Here is a 16,160-nt window from a genome sequence, read left to right as displayed (position 1 = left end):
TTCCCCCCGGCGGCAACCCCGGCCGACCGACCGCGCCCAACCAGGAGCCGGTACGCCCGAGCACCGCCGGCGAGCTGCCCACCCGCACGCCCGCACCCGGCACGGCATCGGCCACGCCAGCCTCCGGCACCGGGCCGACCCGCTCACCTGCCCCCGGCACCGGGCCGTCGGCCACCGGTGGCACGCCGGGTCTGCCGAAGGCCACGCCGACCCACCCGGATACACCCGGTGCGACGCCATCCCGGTCAACCGCTCCCGCCCCCTCGATCCGGCCGGCGGTTTCGGGTGCGCCGACTCCTCCGGCTGGCGACGCGCCGACCGCGTTCATCCCCACGGTCGGCACCGGGTCCACCCGCGCGGCCGGCTCCCCGGCCGCCGCCCCGACGTCCCCGGCCGGCTCGATCCCCCCGGCCGGGCCTCAACGCACCGCTGACCCGTCCGCCACCGCGCTGATCCCCACCGTCTCCGCCGGGCCGTCGGTCCGACCGCCGGCGATGGACTCCACGGCGCTGATGGGTGCCGTGCCCCGCACACCGACCGACGTAGACGAGCCGGCCGGTGCCGGCGACGGCCCCGCCGAGCCTCCCCGGCCCCGGCGCGGCGAACGGGTGGTCCAGCTCCGCCCGCACCAGACCGGTGCGGGCTACAAGAGCGTCTACTCGGAACTCACCCGCCCGTCGTTCGGCTCCCGGCTGCGCAGCGGCATCCGGGTCACCGGCGAGGTCCTCATCACCTTCGGCCTGGTGGTGCTGCTCTTCGCCGGCTACGAGGTGTGGGGCAAGTCGGCCGTCGTCGACGCCCACCAGAACGACCTCACTCACCAGCTCACCCAGGCGTGGGGCGGCGACCCGACGGTTGCGCCGTCGGCCGGCGCCCCGAGCGCCAAGCCGTCCCCGCCGGTGCACGGCAAGCCGATCGCGGGCCTCTACATCCCCAAGCTCGACAAGAACTGGGTGGTCGTCGAGGGCGTCACCCAGGACGACATCCGGTACGCCCCGGGTCACTACCCGACCAGTGCGCTGCCCGGCCAGGTCGGCAACTTCTCCGTCGCCGGCCACCGCAACCGGGCCACGTTCTGGCGCCTGGACGAGCTGGACGACGGCGACGCGATCGTCGTCGAGGGCAAGAACGACTGGTACGTCTACCGGGTGGCGCAGATCCGGATCGTCAAGCCGACCCAGGTCGAGGTGGTCGCCCCGGTGCCCGGCGAGCCGGACAAGAAGCCCACCAAGCGGATGCTGACCCTGACGACCTGCAACCCGAAATGGGACAACTACCAGCGGCTGATCATCCACGCGGAGCTGGACCGGACCCAACCCAAGTCGGCGGGCCGCCCCGCGGAGCTGGAAGGCTGACCCGATGTACGCGTTCATCTGGCGCAAGCTGCCCTTCGGGCTGGCCGGCAAGCTCACCGGCTCGGTGCTGCTCGCCGCCGCCGCGGGGGCCCTGCTCTGGTACGTGGCCTTCCCCTGGGCCGAGCCGCTGCTGCCCTTCGACGACGTGCAGGTCACCCAGGATTCCGGCGTACCCGGTGAGACGGGCGGCGGGGACGCCGTGACGGATGAGACCCCGGCGGGCGACGAGCACGACCTGCCGTACGACACCGACCAGAACAACTCCGCGCCGCCCTCCCCGAGCAGGTGACCATGCGCGTCCTGGTGATCGACAACTACGACTCGTTCGTCTTCAACCTGGTGCAGTATCTGGGCCAGCTCGGCGTGGAGTGCGAGGTCCGCCGCAACGACGAGATCGACGTCGCCGAGGTCGGCCAGGTGGGCGCGGCCGGTGTCCTGCTCTCGCCGGGACCGGGCAGCCCCGACCGCGCCGGCATCTGCCTGGACGTCATCCGGGAGTACGCGGGCAAGCTACCGATCTTCGGTGTGTGCCTCGGGCACCAGGCGATCGGCGAGGCGTTCGGGGCGACCGTGACCCGCGCCCCCGAGTTGCTGCACGGCAAGACCTCCGAGGTACGGCACCAGTCGGTCGGCGTCCTCGCCGGTCTGCCGGACCCGTTCACCGCCACCCGGTACCACTCCCTGGCGGTGCTGCCCGAAACGCTCCCCGATGAGCTGGAGGTCACCGGCTGGACCGGCTCCGGCGTGGTGATGGCGATGCGACACCGGACGCTGCCCATCGAGGGCGTGCAGTTCCACCCGGAGTCGGTGCTCACCGAGGGCGGCCACCTGATGCTGGCCAACTGGCTGGCCGGCTGCGGTCACCCCGAGGCGCTGGAGCGTGCGCCGGCGCTGGCCGCCGAGGTCGACGCCCGTCGCCGGGCCGCCTTCGTCACCATCTGACACGGGCCGGTGGTTCAGCTGCCCAGCGCGTCCCGGACCGCCGGGTCGGCGGGCGAACGGACCTGCGGCGCTCGACCCCGACCCGCGTCCCACGCGGCCTTGCCACTGGCGAAATAGTCCCGGACCGACTTCTCGACGAGCAGGGCGCGTCCGCAGCCGGGGCAGCGGGCGGCCACCCCGTCGACGTCGAGGCCCAGATGACGGCACAGCGTCACGGCCCGGGACAGGTGGTATGACTGCGTCACGATCAGCGCCCGTTCGACGCCGTACACCTGGCGGGCCCGCGCACAACTGTCGTAGGTGTCCAGGCCGGACGGGTCGGCCACCACGCGCCGCGGATCGACGCCGAGTTCGGTGAGGTACGACGTCATCACCGCCGTCTCGTCACCCGACGTCCCGCCGCCGTCGCCCGACACGAGGACGACCTTCGCCCGCCCGCCGGTCACCAGGGCGGCGGCGGTCTCCAGACGGCCGGCGAGGCGTTCACCCGGCCGCCGCCGGTCGGCCGCCACGGCGGCGCCGAGCACGATCACCACGTCGGCGGAGGGCGCGTCGGCCTCGGCGTACAGGTGGCCGCGTGCGGAGATCGTCGTCCACAGCCACGGCAGGCTGGCGAGCAGCAGCGCGACGACACCCAGAACGGCCAGACGTCGGAGGCGTCGCCGCCAGCGGTGCGCCTGCGTCGCAGCGGGCGCCTGCGCGTCACCCACGCTCGTCGGCTCGGCCTAGTCCTCGGGAAGCCGGTTCGGCGGGGGCGGGATCGGCAGACCGAGGCCGGCCCCGGTGCCGGGGGAGGTCGGCGTGCCCGTCGGCGTACCCGTGGGTGTGCCGGTGGGCGTCGGGTCGGTGACGGGCTCCGGTTGACTGATCTTGATGGTCACCTTCGTGCCGGTCGGCTTCTTGTCCTTGCCGTTCGGGCTCTGGTCGGTGACCTTTCCCGCCTCGGTGGCGGGCACCTCCGGGCCGTCCTGCGCAACGACCGTGAAGCCGGCGTTACGGAGGACGCGGGTGGCCTCCTCCTGACCCAGCCCGACGACGTCCGGCACCTCGCGGACCTTGCCGTTCGAGACGGTGAGCGTCACCGTCGTGCCCTCGGGCACGCTCTGCCCCGACGGTGGGTTGACGCTGAGCACCTCGTCCTCGCTCGCCTCACCATCGACCGTCTTGATCTCTGGGACGAGCTTCGCCTCCTCCAGCCGCGCGATGGCGCTCTCCCGCTTGCTGCCCTTGAGACCTGCCGGGACGGTCACCTCGGGCTTGCCACCACAGATCTGGATGGTGACCGTCTGGCTCTCCTTCAGCCGCGCACCGGGCTGCGGGTTCTGCTGGAACACCGTGTTCGGTTTGCAGGTGCTGTCCAGCACCGGATCGCCAACCTGAGGCTGCAAGCCGGCGTTGCGGATCTCGGTGATCGCGGCTTCCTGGCTCTTGCCGGTGAGTGTGGGCACCGACTTCAGGGCCTTGTCCTGTTGCTGGTTCCAGAGCAGGGCGGCGACCAGGGCGATCACCGCCAGCACACCGACCGCACTGAACATCGCGATCAGCCAGGACGACGCCTTACGCTGGCGCGGGTCACCCACCCGGGCCGGGATCTGCCGGGTCTGCTGCCCGCCGGCGGGAGCCGGATAGCCGCCCCCGCCGCCGGCCGGGGCCATCGCCACCGTCTCCGCCTCGCGCATCACCGGCGTGGCCAGCACGGGCCGGCCGGCGGCGGCGCGGAGCAGGTCCGCACGCATCTCGCCGGCGCTCTGGTAACGGTTGAGCGGGTTCTTCGACAGGGCCTTGAGCACGATCGCGTCGACGGCCGGGGTGACGTCCGGGTTGATGTCGCTCGGCGTCGGCGGCGTCTCCCGGACATGCTGGTAGGCGACGCTGACCGGGCTGTCCCCGACGAACGGCGGGTGCCCGCAGACCAGCTCGAAGAGCACGCAGCCGGCCGCGTAGACGTCGGAACGAGCGTCCACGGCCTCGCCGCGCGCCTGCTCCGGCGACAGGTACTGGGCCGTGCCGATCACCGCGCTGGTCTGCGTCATGGTGGTCGCGCCGCTGGCCAGCGCCCGGGCGATGCCGAAGTCCATCACCTTGACCTGGCCGGTCTGGGTGAGCATCACGTTGCCGGGCTTGATGTCGCGGTGGATGATGCCGTGCCGGTGGCTGAACTCCAGCGCCGCGCACATGTCGGCGCAGATCTCCAGCGCGCGGCGGGGCTGCAACCGGCCCTCGGCGCCGAGCACCTCTTTGAGGGTCCGTCCGTTGACGAACTCCATGACGATGAACGGCAGCGTCTCACCGGTCGGCGCGGTCTCCTCGCCGGTGTCGTAGACCGCCACGATCGCCGGGTGGTTGAGCGACGCGGCGTTCTGCGCCTCCCGACGGAACCGCATCTGGAACGTCGCATCCCGGGCGAGGTCGGTGCGGAGCATCTTGATCGCGACGTCCCGACCGAGTCGGAGGTCGCGACCGCGGTGCACCTCGGCCATGCCGCCATAGCCGAGCAGCTCGCCGACCTGGTACCTGCCACCGAGCAGGCGGGCCTGCGCTGTCATCGCGTCTGTCGTCCTTCGCTCGTCGTCGTCCCGCCGTCGTCCGGCTGGAGCCGTACCTCACGACGGTACGACGTCCGGGCCGGATCGTCGCGTCCGTCTGGCCGCAGCGCGCCGGACGTCGCCGCGGGCGGAGCCAGCGCACCGGTTTCGCCGGACTGCGACTGCTGCTTCTTCAGGTTGTAGGAAATCACGCCCGAGCAGAGCAGGACCAGCACGGCCAGCAGGATGGCGAGAAGCACCATTCCGGGCCGGGACCGGCGGGGCGCGGACGTGGATGGCGCAGGAATGCCCTGCCGGACGTACGCCGGAGGGTGTTCCTGCCGGGTCTGCGCTTGTGGCACGGCCGCGGCACCGCGTGGGTAGCCGGTCGGAGCGGCCGGCGGCCGGGCGTACGGGACCGCCGGCGCGACGGCGGTGGGACGGGGCTGCTGGGCCGGGGCGATCGCGGTCGGCCGCTGCCCGGCGGGCGCCGGACGGTGCGGGCCGGCCGGTGGCCGATGGTGCTGCGACTGCGGCACCTGCGCACGGCCCGGCCCGGCCGGCGAGGCCGGCGCACCGGAGACCGGACCCGGGTGGCCGCCGCCGCCCCGCGCCTGCTGGGAGAGCGCGGCCTTGAGCTGGCGGGCGACTCCGGCGAGGGCTGCGGCGCTGGGCCAGCGGGCGGCCGGATCCTTGGCCAACGCTCGTTCCACCACTGCCCGGACCTGCGGCGGAATGTCCGCGGGCAGAGGGCGCGGGGTCTCCCGGACGTGCCGCATGGCGATGTCGAGAGGGTTGTCGCCCTCGAACGGACGCCGCCCGGCCAGGCACTGGTAGGCGACCACGCCGAGGGCGTACACATCGGAGGCTGGCGTGGCGACACCGCCGGTGGCCTGCTCGGGTGAGATGTACGAGGCGGTGCCGAGCACCGAACCGGCGGCGGTGAGCTGACCGACCAGGTCGGAGCGGGCGATGCCGAAGTCGGTCAGCACCAGCGTGCCGTTCGGCCGGACGAGCAGATTGCCCGGCTTCACGTCGCGGTGCACGATGCCCTTCTCGTGGGCGGCGTGCAGCGCGTCCGCGGCCTGCGCGACGAGGGCCATCGTCCGGGCCGGCGTGAGCCGGCCGACCCGGCTCAGCGTCGACGACAGGGCGTCGCCCTCCACGTACTCCATGACCAGGAACGCGATCTGCTGGTCGTTGCCAAAGTCGTAGACGTCCACGACGCCGGGGTGGTTGATGGTCGCCATGGTCCGGGCCTCGCCGCGGAACCGCTCGGCGAAGTCCGGGTCGTCGAGCAGCGCGGGAAGCAGGCTCTTTACCGCGACCGTCCGGCCGAGCACCTGGTCGGTGCCGCGCCAGACGTCACCCATGCCGCCGCTGGCGATCCGCTCGTCGAGGCGGTAGCGGTTGCCGAGCTGGACGCCGGGGCTGAGCATGTCAGCGGCCTCCGGGGTCGGCGATGGCGGCCCGCATGATCTGGCCGCCGATCCGGGCCGCCTCGGCGCTGCCGCCGCTGCCGGCCTGCTCCAGCACGACGCACACCGCGGAGACGGGATTGCCGTTCTTGTCGATGGCGAACCCGATGAACCAGCCGTGGTCGGGCCGGTCCGGGGCGGACTGCGCGGTGCCCGTCTTGCCGCCGACCGTGTAGCCGGCGATGGCCGCCTTCCGGCCGGTGCCGTTCTGGACCACGGTGAGCATCATGTCCCGCAGGTCGCCGGCGACCTGCGGGCTGACCGGCTGGCGCAATTCCCGCGCCTTGGCGGTGTAGTAGCTGGTGGTCCGGTCCGGCGCGAGGAGCTGCCGGACCAGGTACGGCCGCATCTGGCTGCCGCCGTTGGCAACCGACCCGGCGATGAGGGCACCCTGCAACGGCGTCATCCGGACGTTGTTCTGGCCGATCGACGACTGGGCCAGTGCGGCCGGGTCGGTGCTGCCGTCCGGGTTCTGCATGTCCCCGGTCCGGCTGGCCGCCGTCGGCAGACCGCCCTCGCCGAGCTGGCCGACGGTGAGGTCGTCCTGCTCGAAGCCGAACTGCCGAGCCTTTTCTTTGATCTTGTCGGCGCCGAACCGCACGCCGAGCTGGGCGAAACCGGTGTTGCAGGACTCGGTGATCGCCTCCTGCAGCGTGACCTGCGCCTCGGGGCAGATCGACGGGGCGGCGTTGCGGATCGGGCTGCCCGAGGTGGGCGGGGTGTAGCTGGGGCCGGCCGGGATCGGCGTCGACTTGCTGACGCCGTTCTCCAGCGCCGCCGCGGCCACCACGATCTTGAAGGTGGAGCCCGGCGGCAGCGTCTCGGCGAGCGCGCGGTTCTTCAACGGGCCTTCCGGATCCTGCTCCAGCTTGTTGAACGCCGCGGCCGCCGCGGCCGTGTCGTGGCTGGCCAGCGGGTTCGGGTCGAAGCTGGGCATGGAGACCAGGGCCTGCACCGCACCGGTACGCGGGTCGATGGCGACCGCCGCGCCCCTCTTCGCACCCACCTGGTTGTTGCGCAGCTGGTCGTACGCCACGTCCTGGGCCCGCCTGGAGAGCGTGAGCAGCACGTTGCCGCCCCCGGTCTCGTCGCCGGTGAACATGTCCTTGAACCGGTCGCCGATCAACTGGTCGCTGGTGCCGGCAAGGAAGTCGTTCTCCACCTGCTCGATGCCCTGGTCCGCCAGGTTGACCGGCTTGTAGCCGAGCACGTGGGCGTACTTGGCGCCGCCCGGGTAGGTGCGCTGGAACTTCAGCTTGCCGGTGGTCTCCTTGCTGGTGGCCACCGCCGTGCCACCGGCCTCGATGTTGCCGCGCTTGCGCTTGTAGTCGGCAACCTGGACCCGGCCGTTGTAGTCGCTGGTGCGGTACTCGTCGGCCTTGTACGCCTGGATCCAGTTGAGGTTCGCGAAGAGCAGGCCGAACAGGACCATGACGACGACGCCGACGCGGCGCAGGGGTGCGTTCACGGCTTGATCACCTCCGTGGGAGCACCATGCAACTGCTCGGGCGGCCCGCCGGCCGGTCGGCTCGCCTTGCCGGCACCGCCGGTCACCGGCCGCCGAGCGCCGTCGGAGACCCGCAGCAGGACCCCGATGAGTAGCCAGTTCGCCATCAGCGACGAACCACCGGCGGACAGGAACGGGGTGGTCTGGCCGGTCAGCGGGATGAGCTTGCTGATGCCGCCGGCGATCACGAAGACCTGCAGGCCCAGGGTGAAGGCGAGACCGCCCGCGAGCAGCTTGCCGAACGAGTCGCGCACCGCGAGCGCGGCGCGCAGGCCCCGCTCCACGATCAGCAGGTAGACCACCAGCAGTGCGGAGAGGCCGAACAGGCCGATCTCCTCACCGATGCCGGCGAAGATGAAGTCATTCTGCACCTCGGGGAGGATGTCCGGTTGACCGCCGCCCGGCCCGGTGCCGAAGAGCCCGCCCGTGCCGAGGGCGAGCAGGCCCTGGACGAGCTGGTAGCCCTTGTCGGTCGGGTCGGCGAATGGGTCCAACCAGATCTCGGCCCGCACGTAGAAGTTGGCGAACGGCCCGCCGACCGTCGAGCCGAGGACGTACGCCAGGTACGCACCGCCGAAGAAGAGGACCAGACCGATCAGCAGCCAACTGACCCGTTCGGTGGCGATGTAGAGAGTCACCACGAACATGCCGAAGTACAGCAGCGAGGTGCCCAGGTCCTTCTCGAACACGAGCACCAGGAGGCTGATCAGCCAGACCCCGACCACCGGGCCGAGGTCACGGCCACGCGGGAAGTCGATGCCGAGGAACCGCCTGCTGGCCAGCGACAGCACCTCGCGCTTGCGCACCAGGTAGTAGGCGAAGAAGACCAGCAGCGCCAGCTTGGCGAACTCACCCGGCTGGATGGAGAAACCACCCACCCGGATCCACAGCTTCGCGCCGTTGATCTCGGAGATGCTGGACGGCAGCACCGCCGGGAGCATCACCAGCACGATGCCGGCCAACCCCAGGGTGTACGCGTACCGGGACACCGAACGGTGGTCACGCATGATGGCGAGCAGGCCGGCGGCGAGGATCACGGCGGCGAGCGTCCACGCCAACTGCCGGCCCCCGATGCCGGCGAAGACGGCCAGGGTCTCCCGGTCGGCCACCGGGGCCTCACCCAGGTCGATGCGGCGCAGGAAACCCACCCCGAGGCCGTTGAGCAGGGCTACCGCCGGCAGCAGGGCCGGGTCGGCGAACGGGGCGAGGAACCGGATGACCAGATGCAGACCGAGGAAGACCGCGCCGAGGGCGGCGGCGGGCATCCAGAAGTCCGGGGTGACCGTGTCCAACAGGTTCGCCTCGACGGTCGCCCCGTACGCGGCCACCAGCACCATCGCAAGCAGCAGCAGGGACAGCTCGGCGTTGCGCCGGGACCGGGCCAGGCGTACGCCGGACTGCCCGCCCGTGGTCGCGGGCGAGGGTGCCGGTGTGGCCGCTACGGTCACGGGTGGAATCCTCTGGATCTCAGCCGACGCTCACTCAGGAGACCGGCAACCGGCCGGATCGAGCGTCGGCGGTGTCGAATCGGAGGGCGTGGCGTCGGGTGTGGTCGTCGGGCTGGTCACACCGACGGTGGCGGTTGCCTCGGTGCTCGGGCCCGCGGTCACGGTCCCGTTGGGAGTCGCCGGCGCATTGGCGGTGGGGCTGCCGTTCGGTGCCGGGGTCGCCCCGTCCGGGGTCGGCGTCGCACCCACCACGGCCTGGTCGGACGGGCAGAGCGGCTTGAGGTTGGGGTTGCTCGGGGTGTCGCTGGTCAGTTCGGCGAGCTGGCGCTCGGCGTCCGGCTCGCTCTTGGCCCGGATGCCCACCTTGACGGTGTCCTGCGCGGCGACGGTGAGGTCGTCCAGCCGGGTGCCGCTGGTGCGGTGCACGGTGGAGAGGTCCATCCCGGCGATCTGACCCTGGATGCCCCGGAAGACGGCGACCTGCCCCTCCTCGGTGGCACCCACGTAGTACTGCCGCTGGGTGTACGTCCAGCCGGCGAAGGACCCACCCCCGACGATCACCAGCAGGGCCAGCGCCATCGCGGCGGCCCGCACCGGCCGGCGCTTCGGGCGATCCGGCTCGTCGTCGGAGGCGGCGGGCTCCTCGGGCACGGCCGGGCGCGGCGCGGAGAGCGCGGAGGCCCGGGCGGCCGGCGTGGAGTCGTCGGCGGAGGTGGCCATGCCCCGGTCCCGGGCGGCGGCACCACCGACGATCGGGGTCGCCTCGACGATGTCCTGGTCGGTGGCGTCGGCGATGATCACGGTGATGTTGTCCGGGCCGCCGCCGCGCAGCGCGAGCTGCACCAGCCGCTCGACGCACTGCTGCGGGTCGGGGTACTCCCGCAGGGTCTCACCGATGGTCTCGGCGCTGACCACGCCCGAGAGGCCGTCACTGCAGATCAGGTACCGGTCGCCGGGAAGGACCTGGCGCACCGAGTACTCCGGGTCGATGTCCCGGCCGTCGAGGGCGCGGGTCAGCAGCGACCGCTGCGGGTGGCTGCTCGCCTCCTCGGCGCTGATCCGGCCCTCGTCGACGAGCATCTGGACGTACGTGTCGTCCTTGGTGATCTGCGCGAACTCACCGTTGCGCAGCAGGTAGGCCCGCGAGTCACCAATGTGGACCATCCCGATCTTGCTGCCGGAGAAGAGGGTCGCCGTCAGCGTGGTGCCCATCCCCTCCAACTGCGGGTTGGCGTCCACCGTGTCGCGGAGTTGTTGGTTGGCGGTACCCACGGCCGAACGCAACGCGTCGACGAGAGCGTCCCCCGGGACGTCCTCGTCGAGCGGCGCCATGGCACCGATGACGATGTTGCTGGCGACGTCACCGGCGGCCATGCCGCCCATGCCGTCGGCAACGGCGAGTAGCCGCGGCCCGGCGTAGACGGAGTCTTGATTGCCGTCTCGGATCAGACCGCGGTCGCTGTGGGCCGCATAGCGCAGGGTCAGAGTCATGGCCGTAATTCGAGGGAAGTGCGGCCGATCCGGATCGGCACGCCGAGGGGGACGGGGGTTGGTCCGGTGACCTTAGCGCGATCTAGGTACGTGCCGTTAGTCGAGCCGAGGTCCTCGACGAACCACTGCCCGTCGCGGGGCACGAGCCGGGCGTGCCGCGCGGAGGCGTAGTCGTCGGTGATGACCAGGGTGGAGTCCTCGGCCCGACCGATGGCGATCTGCGCTTCACCGAGAGTGATCCTGGTGCCGGCCAGCTGACCGGCGGTCACCACCAGCTGGTGCGCCGCCCTGCCCCGCTTCACCTTCGCCGGCTTGGCCGCCTGCCCCGTCGAGGCGCCCACCGCTCGCGGTGCCGCCACCAGGCGACCGGACCGGGCCCCCGCGAACAGGTCGCGGCGAATCACGCCGACCACCGTGAACACGAAGATCCACAGCAGGATCAGGAATCCGAACCGGGCAACGGTGATGACCAGTTCCGGCAAGGCGGGTCAGCCGTCCACGCGGAAGGTCAGCGTCGTGGTGCCGAGCTGGACCATGTCACCCGGGTTGAGGGCGACCGCGGAGACCCGCTGGCCGTTGACCATGGTGCCGTTGGTCGACCCCAGGTCGGTCAGCACGACCTGGCCGCCGTCGAAATCCAGCCGGGCGTGTCGCCGGGAGATGCCGACGTCGGGCAGACGCAGGTTGGCCTGGTCGCCACGACCGATCACCGTCGACCCCATCTGGAGGGGGTAGGTGCGGCCGTCGCCGGAGACCAGCCGCACGTTGCGGCCGCCACCGTGGCCGGGCGGCGGGCCGTAGCCACCACCCTGGTCGTACGCGGGGTAGGCGGGCGGGCCGGCGTCGTAGCCGGGCGCCGACACCGGGGCGACCTCGCCACCGGTGTAGACCTCGGCGGTGACCCGGAACATGCCCGTGTCCAGGCCGTCACCCCGCTCGATCTCGACGATCACGTCACCGTAGACCGTCCACGCCTGCTCGCCGATGAACTCCGCCTGCGACTGGGCCAGCTCCTGGGCCAGTGCGGCGGCGTACGGCGCCAGACGACTGTGGTCGAACGGCGAGAGATCGATCACGTAGCGGTTGGGCACCAACGTGCGCCCACCGGCCAGGATCGCCTTGTGCGCCTCGGCCTCCCGCTGCATGGCGTTGAGGATCTCCACGGGGTGGACCACCCCTTTGAAGACCTTGGCGAAGGCCCCTTCGACCAGGCCTTCCAGACGCTTCTCGAAGCGTTGCAGCACGCTCACCGGCTCCTCCTCGGGTCCCGAGGACATGATGGTATCCGGCCGGCGCGCGTGCAGCTCACACGCCGCTCGGCCGGCTGCTCCCGGCCCACTCGGAAGGACCGGGACTGCCGTGCTAATCTTTCGTCCGCCACGAACGGTAACCGCTCGTGGCGAGCACCTGGGACAGCGTAGTATTCCCGAGGCCCGCTGGAGACAGCGGGATCGGGGCGGCTACAGTGTTCCGGGTTGTGCCACGGGGATGTGGCGGAATGGCAGACGCGCACGGTTCAGGTCCGTGTGCCCGAAAGGGCGTGGGGGTTCAACTCCCCCCATCCCCACCACCGACGAGGGCTTCGCATCATGCGGGGCCCTTCCGTCATATCGGGGCGCGTCGGGCGTCACGCTATGCTTCGATGGATTCTGCCTCCGATGGACCAGGAGTGGCGTGTGAGTGTCGCGTTGGTGACCGGGTCTGGTGGTCTGATCGGCTCCGAGGCGGTCCGGCACTTCGCCGGCCTCGGCCTGGATGTCGTCGGCATCGACAACGACATGCGCCGGTACTTCTTCGGTGAGGACGGCTCCACATCCTGGAGCCTGGAGCGGCTCGGCCGTGATCTGGGTAACTCGTACACCCACTTCGCGGTGGACATCCGGGACCGTGACGGCTTGGAGCAGGTGTTCAAGAGGTACGGCTCGGACATCGCCGTGGTGATCCACAGCGCCGCGCAGCCGAGTCACGACTGGGCCGCGAAGGAGCCGTACACCGACTTCGACGTCAACGCGGGCGGCACGCTCAACGTCCTGGAAAACACCCGGAAGCACGCGATCGACGCACCGTTCATCCACTGTTCGACCAACAAGGTCTACGGTGACCGGCCCAACAGCCTGCCGCTGGTCGAGCTGGAAACCCGGTACGAGCTGCCCGAGGACCACCCGTGGTACGAGGGCATCACCGAGGACATGTCGATCGACAGCTCCCTGCACTCGATCTTCGGTGCCTCCAAGGTCGCCGCGGACGTGATGGTCCAGGAGTACGGCCGCTACTTCGACATGAAGACCGCCTGCTTCCGGGGCGGCACGCTGACCGGCCCGGCGCACTCGGCGGCCGAGCTGCACGGCTTCCTGGCGTACCTGATGCGCTGCGTCATGGAGGGTCGGACGTACAACCTGTTCGGCTACAAGGGCAAGATGGTCCGCGACGCGATCCACTCGCGGGACGTGCTGAGCGCGTTCGAGGCGTTCTTCCGGGCACCGCGCTCGGCGGAGGTCTACAACCTGGGCGGCGGCCGGCACTCCAACACCTCGCACATCGAGGCGTTCCGGATCGCCGAGGAGATCACCGGCCGCGAGGCGCGGATCAACTACGTCGAGCAGAACCGCACCGGCGACCACAAGTGGTACGTCAGCAGCATGGCCCGGTTCGAGGAGCAGTATCCGGACTGGAAGATCACCTACGACGTACCGATGATCCTGCGGGAGATCTACGAGGCCAACGTGGACAAGTGGGTGCCCCAGTCATGACGTCCCGCACCAAACGCAACGTGCTCGGCGTCCTGGTCGACGCCACCGACTACGCCACGGCGACCGACGCGGTGGTGACCGCCGCGCACGAGCGGCGTCCCCTCGCGCTGACCGCGCTGGCCGTGCACGGCGTGATGACCGGCGTACTGGACCCGGCGCACAACGCCCGGCTCAACTCCTTCGACGTGGTCACGCCGGACGGGCAGCCGGTGCGCTGGGCACTCAACCTGCTGCACCACGCCGGGCTCACCGACCGGGTCTACGGGCCGACGCTGACCCTGCACGTGCTCTCCCGCTTCGCCGACGAGGGGCTGCCGGTCTATCTGTACGGGTCGACCGAGGAGACGCTGGCCAAGCTGATCCCGGCACTGGAGCGGATGTTCCCCGCGCTGAAGATCGCCGGGGTGGAACCGTCCAAGTTCCGGGCCGTCCAGCCGGGCGAGGACGCCGAGATCGCCGACCGGATCCGGTCCAGCGGCGCGCGGCTCGTCCTGGTCGGGCTCGGCTGCCCGCGCCAGGAGGTCTTCACGTACGCCATGCGACCGCTGCTCGACATGCCGATGATGGCGGTCGGCGCGGCCTTCGACTACCACGCCGGGCTGCTGCGCCAGCCGCCGCCGTGGATGCAGCGCGCCGGGCTGGAGTGGTTCTGGCGGCTCGGTCTGGAGCCGAAGCGGCTCTGGCGTCGCTACGTCATCCTCAACCCGGCCTACCTGACCCGGCTCGCCGCGCAGAAGACCGGCCTGTGGAAGGCTCCTCCGCCGGCCCCCGCCACCGAGCGGCCGTCCGCCTTCGCGGTCTGACCCCCGAATTCGGTACGACACGAGGCCCCACCCGACGGCTTGGGTGGGACCTCGGTCGTGGGAGGCGGTCAGACGGTCAAGGTCCAGGTGTTGATGTAGCCGGTGTCGGCCGAGTACACGTCACGTACCTGGAGGCGCCAGGTGCCGTCGGCGGCCTCACCGGAGACGTTGGCCGTGTACGTGGTGTTCACGTTGTCGGCGCTGTCCGAGCTGCTGCTGTTCTTCAGGCGGTACGCGCTGCCGTCCGGGGCGAGCAGGTCGATGACCAGGTCACCTCGGTAGGTGTGCACGATGTTCACCGCCACCGTGGTGGCCGATGAGGCGTTGCGCCCGCAGCCGGAGATGGTGATCGCGCTGGTCACCGCCGCGCCGGCGTCCGGGATCGACACGTCGGTGCCGTTGGTGCCGGTGCAGCCGGTCGGCGGCGGGGTGGTGCCACCGCTGCCGACGTAGAGCAACTGGTTCGGGGTGCCGGTGCCGACGTTGGTCACCACGTTCGGGGTGGAGTTGCCGACCAGGTAGTCCCGCGCCTGCTGCGGGGTCCAGGACGGGTTCGCCGACAGCGCCAGCGCCGCTGCGCCGGCGACGTGCGGCGAGGCCATCGAGGTGCCGCTGATGGTGTTCGTCGCGCTGTCGCCGCTGTACCAGGCCGAGGTGATGTTGACGCCGGGTGCCAGGATGTCGACGCAGGTGCCGAAGTTGGAGAAGCTCGCCGCCGCGTCGTTGTTCTGCGTCGCGCCGACGGTGATCGCGGAAGCCACCCGGGCCGGGGAGTAGTTGCACGCGTTCTGCCGGACGCCGAGGGTGTTGCCATTGCCGGCCGCGACCGCGTACGTGACGCCAGAGTTGATCGAGCTGCCGATGGCCGTGTCGAGCGAACTGTTCGCGCTACCACCGAGGCTCATGTTCGCCACCGCCGGCTTGATCGCGTTCGCGGTGACCCAGTCGACGCCGGCGACCACACCCGCGATCGTGCCACTGCCGGAGCAGTCCAGCACCCGTACGCCGACCAGCTGGACGCCCTTCGCGACCCCGTACGAGGAGCCGCCGACGGTGCCGGCGACGTGCGTCCCGTGGCCGTTGCAGTCGTCGGCCGACCCGCCGTCCACGGCGTCGTAGCCGGAGGTGGCCCGGCCGCCGAAGTCGTTGTGCGAGAAGCGGATGCCGGTGTCGATGATGTAGGCGTGCACGTTGCTCGCCGTGTTCGGGTAGGTGTAGGAGCTGTCCAACGGCAGGTTGCGCTGGTCGATCCGGTCCAGGCCCCAGGAGGGCGGGTTGGCCTGCGTTCCGGAGATCGAGACGGTGTGGTTCTGCTCCACGTACGCCACCGCCGGGTCGGCCGCGATCCGCGCCGCCGCGTTGGCGCTCACGGTGACCTCGAAGCCGCGCAGCGCCGTGCCGTAGGTGCGGGCCACCGTGCCGCCGTGGCGGCTGGACAGCCGCTTCGCGGTGTCACCGACCCGGTCGCGGGCCACCGTGCCGCCGTGGCGGCTGGACAGCCGCTTCGCGGTGTCACCGACCCGGTCGCGGGCCACCGCGCTGTCCTTGAGGACCACGATGTAGCTGTCCGGCACGGCGGTGGCACCACCGGCGGCCTGGACCACGCCGACCGGTTCCACGGCCAGGGCTGGGGTGCCGACGGCCAGCGCGGTCGCCGTGGCCACCCCGACCAGTACGGACCTGCGTGGAAGACCCATCTCCTACCTCCCTCCGACCGGCGGCGGATCGCGACCACCGGCCCCACCATCAATCGACTGCTGCCGATCGAGCTGAGGGTATTTCAGTGGTCGCCCGGTTGAACATGTCGAAACGTCCATAACCTCGGTGGGATGACCCCCTACGGGGTCGGGGTCCGGGGTGA

At 71.2% G+C, this 16,160-nt stretch carries 13 protein-coding genes, 1 tRNA gene and 1 pseudogene; 6 read left to right on the top strand and 9 right to left on the bottom strand.

Features of this window, described 5'->3' with window-relative positions:
- From F8271_RS23065 to F8271_RS23055, 3 genes and pseudogenes are all read left to right on the top strand, one after another.
- Positions 1-1,355 (top strand): annotated as a pseudogene (locus F8271_RS23065) (class E sortase); the annotation flags it as partial.
- 4 nt (positions 1,356-1,359) lie between these two features.
- The gene (locus F8271_RS23060) at positions 1,360-1,644 is read left to right on the top strand and encodes a hypothetical protein (RefSeq protein WP_151491913.1); all 285 of its coding nucleotides are present in this window, start codon (positions 1,360-1,362) and stop codon (positions 1,642-1,644) included.
- Positions 1,645-1,646: 2 nt separating this feature from the next.
- The gene (locus F8271_RS23055) at positions 1,647-2,297 is read left to right on the top strand and encodes an aminodeoxychorismate/anthranilate synthase component II (RefSeq protein WP_151491912.1); all 651 of its coding nucleotides are present in this window, start codon (positions 1,647-1,649) and stop codon (positions 2,295-2,297) included.
- A gap of 14 nt (positions 2,298-2,311) precedes the next feature.
- Here the strand turns inward: F8271_RS23055 and F8271_RS23050 are convergent, their stop codons facing one another.
- Genes F8271_RS23050 through F8271_RS23015 form a run of 8 tightly spaced genes read right to left on the bottom strand, consistent with a single transcriptional unit; the run spans position 2,312 to position 12,023 of the window.
- Positions 2,312-3,007 carry a vancomycin high temperature exclusion protein gene (locus tag F8271_RS23050; protein ID WP_151491911.1) on the bottom strand — a complete coding sequence of 232 codons (696 nt, stop codon included), beginning with the start codon at positions 3,005-3,007 and terminating at the stop codon, positions 2,312-2,314.
- 15 nt (positions 3,008-3,022) lie between these two features.
- Positions 3,023-4,843, bottom strand: a complete 1,821-nt coding sequence (gene pknB / locus F8271_RS23045; RefSeq protein WP_151491910.1) for a Stk1 family PASTA domain-containing Ser/Thr kinase — start codon at positions 4,841-4,843, stop codon at positions 3,023-3,025.
- A complete protein-coding gene (locus tag F8271_RS23040) occupies positions 4,840-6,261 on the bottom strand; it encodes a serine/threonine-protein kinase (RefSeq protein WP_151491909.1) in 1,422 nt (473 codons plus the stop codon). Before F8271_RS23040 ends, pknB begins: the two co-directional genes overlap by 4 nt.
- A 1-nt stretch (position 6,262) precedes the next feature.
- On the bottom strand, positions 6,263-7,768 hold the full coding sequence (locus F8271_RS23035) for a penicillin-binding protein 2 (RefSeq protein ID WP_151491908.1): 1,506 nt from the start codon (positions 7,766-7,768) through the stop codon (positions 6,263-6,265).
- A complete protein-coding gene (locus F8271_RS23030) occupies positions 7,765-9,255 on the bottom strand; it encodes an FtsW/RodA/SpoVE family cell cycle protein (RefSeq protein ID WP_151491907.1) in 1,491 nt (496 codons plus the stop codon). Before F8271_RS23030 ends, F8271_RS23035 begins: the two co-directional genes overlap by 4 nt.
- A gap of 30 nt (positions 9,256-9,285) precedes the next feature.
- On the bottom strand, positions 9,286-10,746 hold the full coding sequence (locus tag F8271_RS23025) for a PP2C family serine/threonine-protein phosphatase (RefSeq protein ID WP_151491906.1): 1,461 nt from the start codon (positions 10,744-10,746) through the stop codon (positions 9,286-9,288).
- Complete coding sequence (locus tag F8271_RS23020) at positions 10,743-11,228, bottom strand: FHA domain-containing protein (protein ID WP_151491905.1); 486 nt, start codon at positions 11,226-11,228, stop codon at positions 10,743-10,745. The genes F8271_RS23025 and F8271_RS23020 overlap by 4 nt, the downstream gene beginning before the upstream one ends.
- Positions 11,229-11,234: 6 nt before the next feature.
- Positions 11,235-12,023, bottom strand: coding sequence for a DUF3662 and FHA domain-containing protein (locus F8271_RS23015; protein WP_139586798.1), 789 nt, complete (start codon positions 12,021-12,023; stop codon positions 11,235-11,237).
- 207 nt (positions 12,024-12,230) lie between these two features.
- Between F8271_RS23015 and F8271_RS23010 the strand changes: the two genes are divergently transcribed.
- From F8271_RS23010 to F8271_RS23000, 3 genes are all read left to right on the top strand, one after another.
- Positions 12,231-12,316: transfer RNA gene (locus tag F8271_RS23010), tRNA-Leu, on the top strand.
- Between the two features lie 64 nt (positions 12,317-12,380).
- Entirely contained in the window at positions 12,381-13,496 is a 1,116-nt protein-coding gene (locus F8271_RS23005) for an NAD-dependent epimerase/dehydratase family protein (RefSeq protein ID WP_192580414.1), read from the top strand.
- Positions 13,493-14,299, top strand: a complete 807-nt coding sequence (locus tag F8271_RS23000) for a WecB/TagA/CpsF family glycosyltransferase (protein ID WP_151491903.1) — start codon at positions 13,493-13,495, stop codon at positions 14,297-14,299. Before F8271_RS23005 ends, F8271_RS23000 begins: the two co-directional genes overlap by 4 nt.
- 68 nt (positions 14,300-14,367) lie before the next feature.
- On the opposite strand, the gene F8271_RS22995 is transcribed toward F8271_RS23000, so the two are convergent.
- A complete protein-coding gene (locus F8271_RS22995) occupies positions 14,368-15,996 on the bottom strand; it encodes a S8 family serine peptidase (protein WP_151491902.1) in 1,629 nt (542 codons plus the stop codon).
- Between the last annotated feature and the right edge of the window lie 164 nt (positions 15,997-16,160).

The sequence above is a fragment of the Micromonospora sp. ALFpr18c genome (genome assembly GCF_008868155.1).
In the GTDB taxonomy this organism is placed as follows: Bacteria; Actinomycetota; Actinomycetes; order Mycobacteriales; family Micromonosporaceae; genus Micromonospora.
The sequence above is the reverse complement of the archived record's forward strand: the minus strand, read 5'-3'. Positions and strand labels throughout refer to the sequence as shown.

Bases quoted from the DNA above. Each gene is read 5' to 3' on its own strand.
- F8271_RS23025 (WP_151491906.1), bottom strand. From the start codon at position 10,746: ATGACTCTGACCCTGCGCTATGCGGCCCACAGCGACCGCGGTCTGATC.
- pknB (WP_151491910.1), bottom strand. From the start codon at position 4,843: ATGACAGCGCAGGCCCGCCTGCTCGGTGGCAGGTACCAGGTCGGCGAG.
- F8271_RS23015 (WP_139586798.1), bottom strand. From the start codon at position 12,023: ATGTCCTCGGGACCCGAGGAGGAGCCGGTGAGCGTGCTGCAACGCTTC.
- F8271_RS23060 (WP_151491913.1), top strand. From the start codon at position 1,360: ATGTACGCGTTCATCTGGCGCAAGCTGCCCTTCGGGCTGGCCGGCAAG.
- F8271_RS23005 (WP_192580414.1), top strand. From the start codon at position 12,381: ATGCTTCGATGGATTCTGCCTCCGATGGACCAGGAGTGGCGTGTGAGT.
- F8271_RS22995 (WP_151491902.1), bottom strand. From the start codon at position 15,996: ATGGGTCTTCCACGCAGGTCCGTACTGGTCGGGGTGGCCACGGCGACC.
- F8271_RS23000 (WP_151491903.1), top strand. From the start codon at position 13,493: ATGACGTCCCGCACCAAACGCAACGTGCTCGGCGTCCTGGTCGACGCC.
- F8271_RS23055 (WP_151491912.1), top strand. From the start codon at position 1,647: ATGCGCGTCCTGGTGATCGACAACTACGACTCGTTCGTCTTCAACCTG.
- F8271_RS23040 (WP_151491909.1), bottom strand. From the start codon at position 6,261: ATGCTCAGCCCCGGCGTCCAGCTCGGCAACCGCTACCGCCTCGACGAG.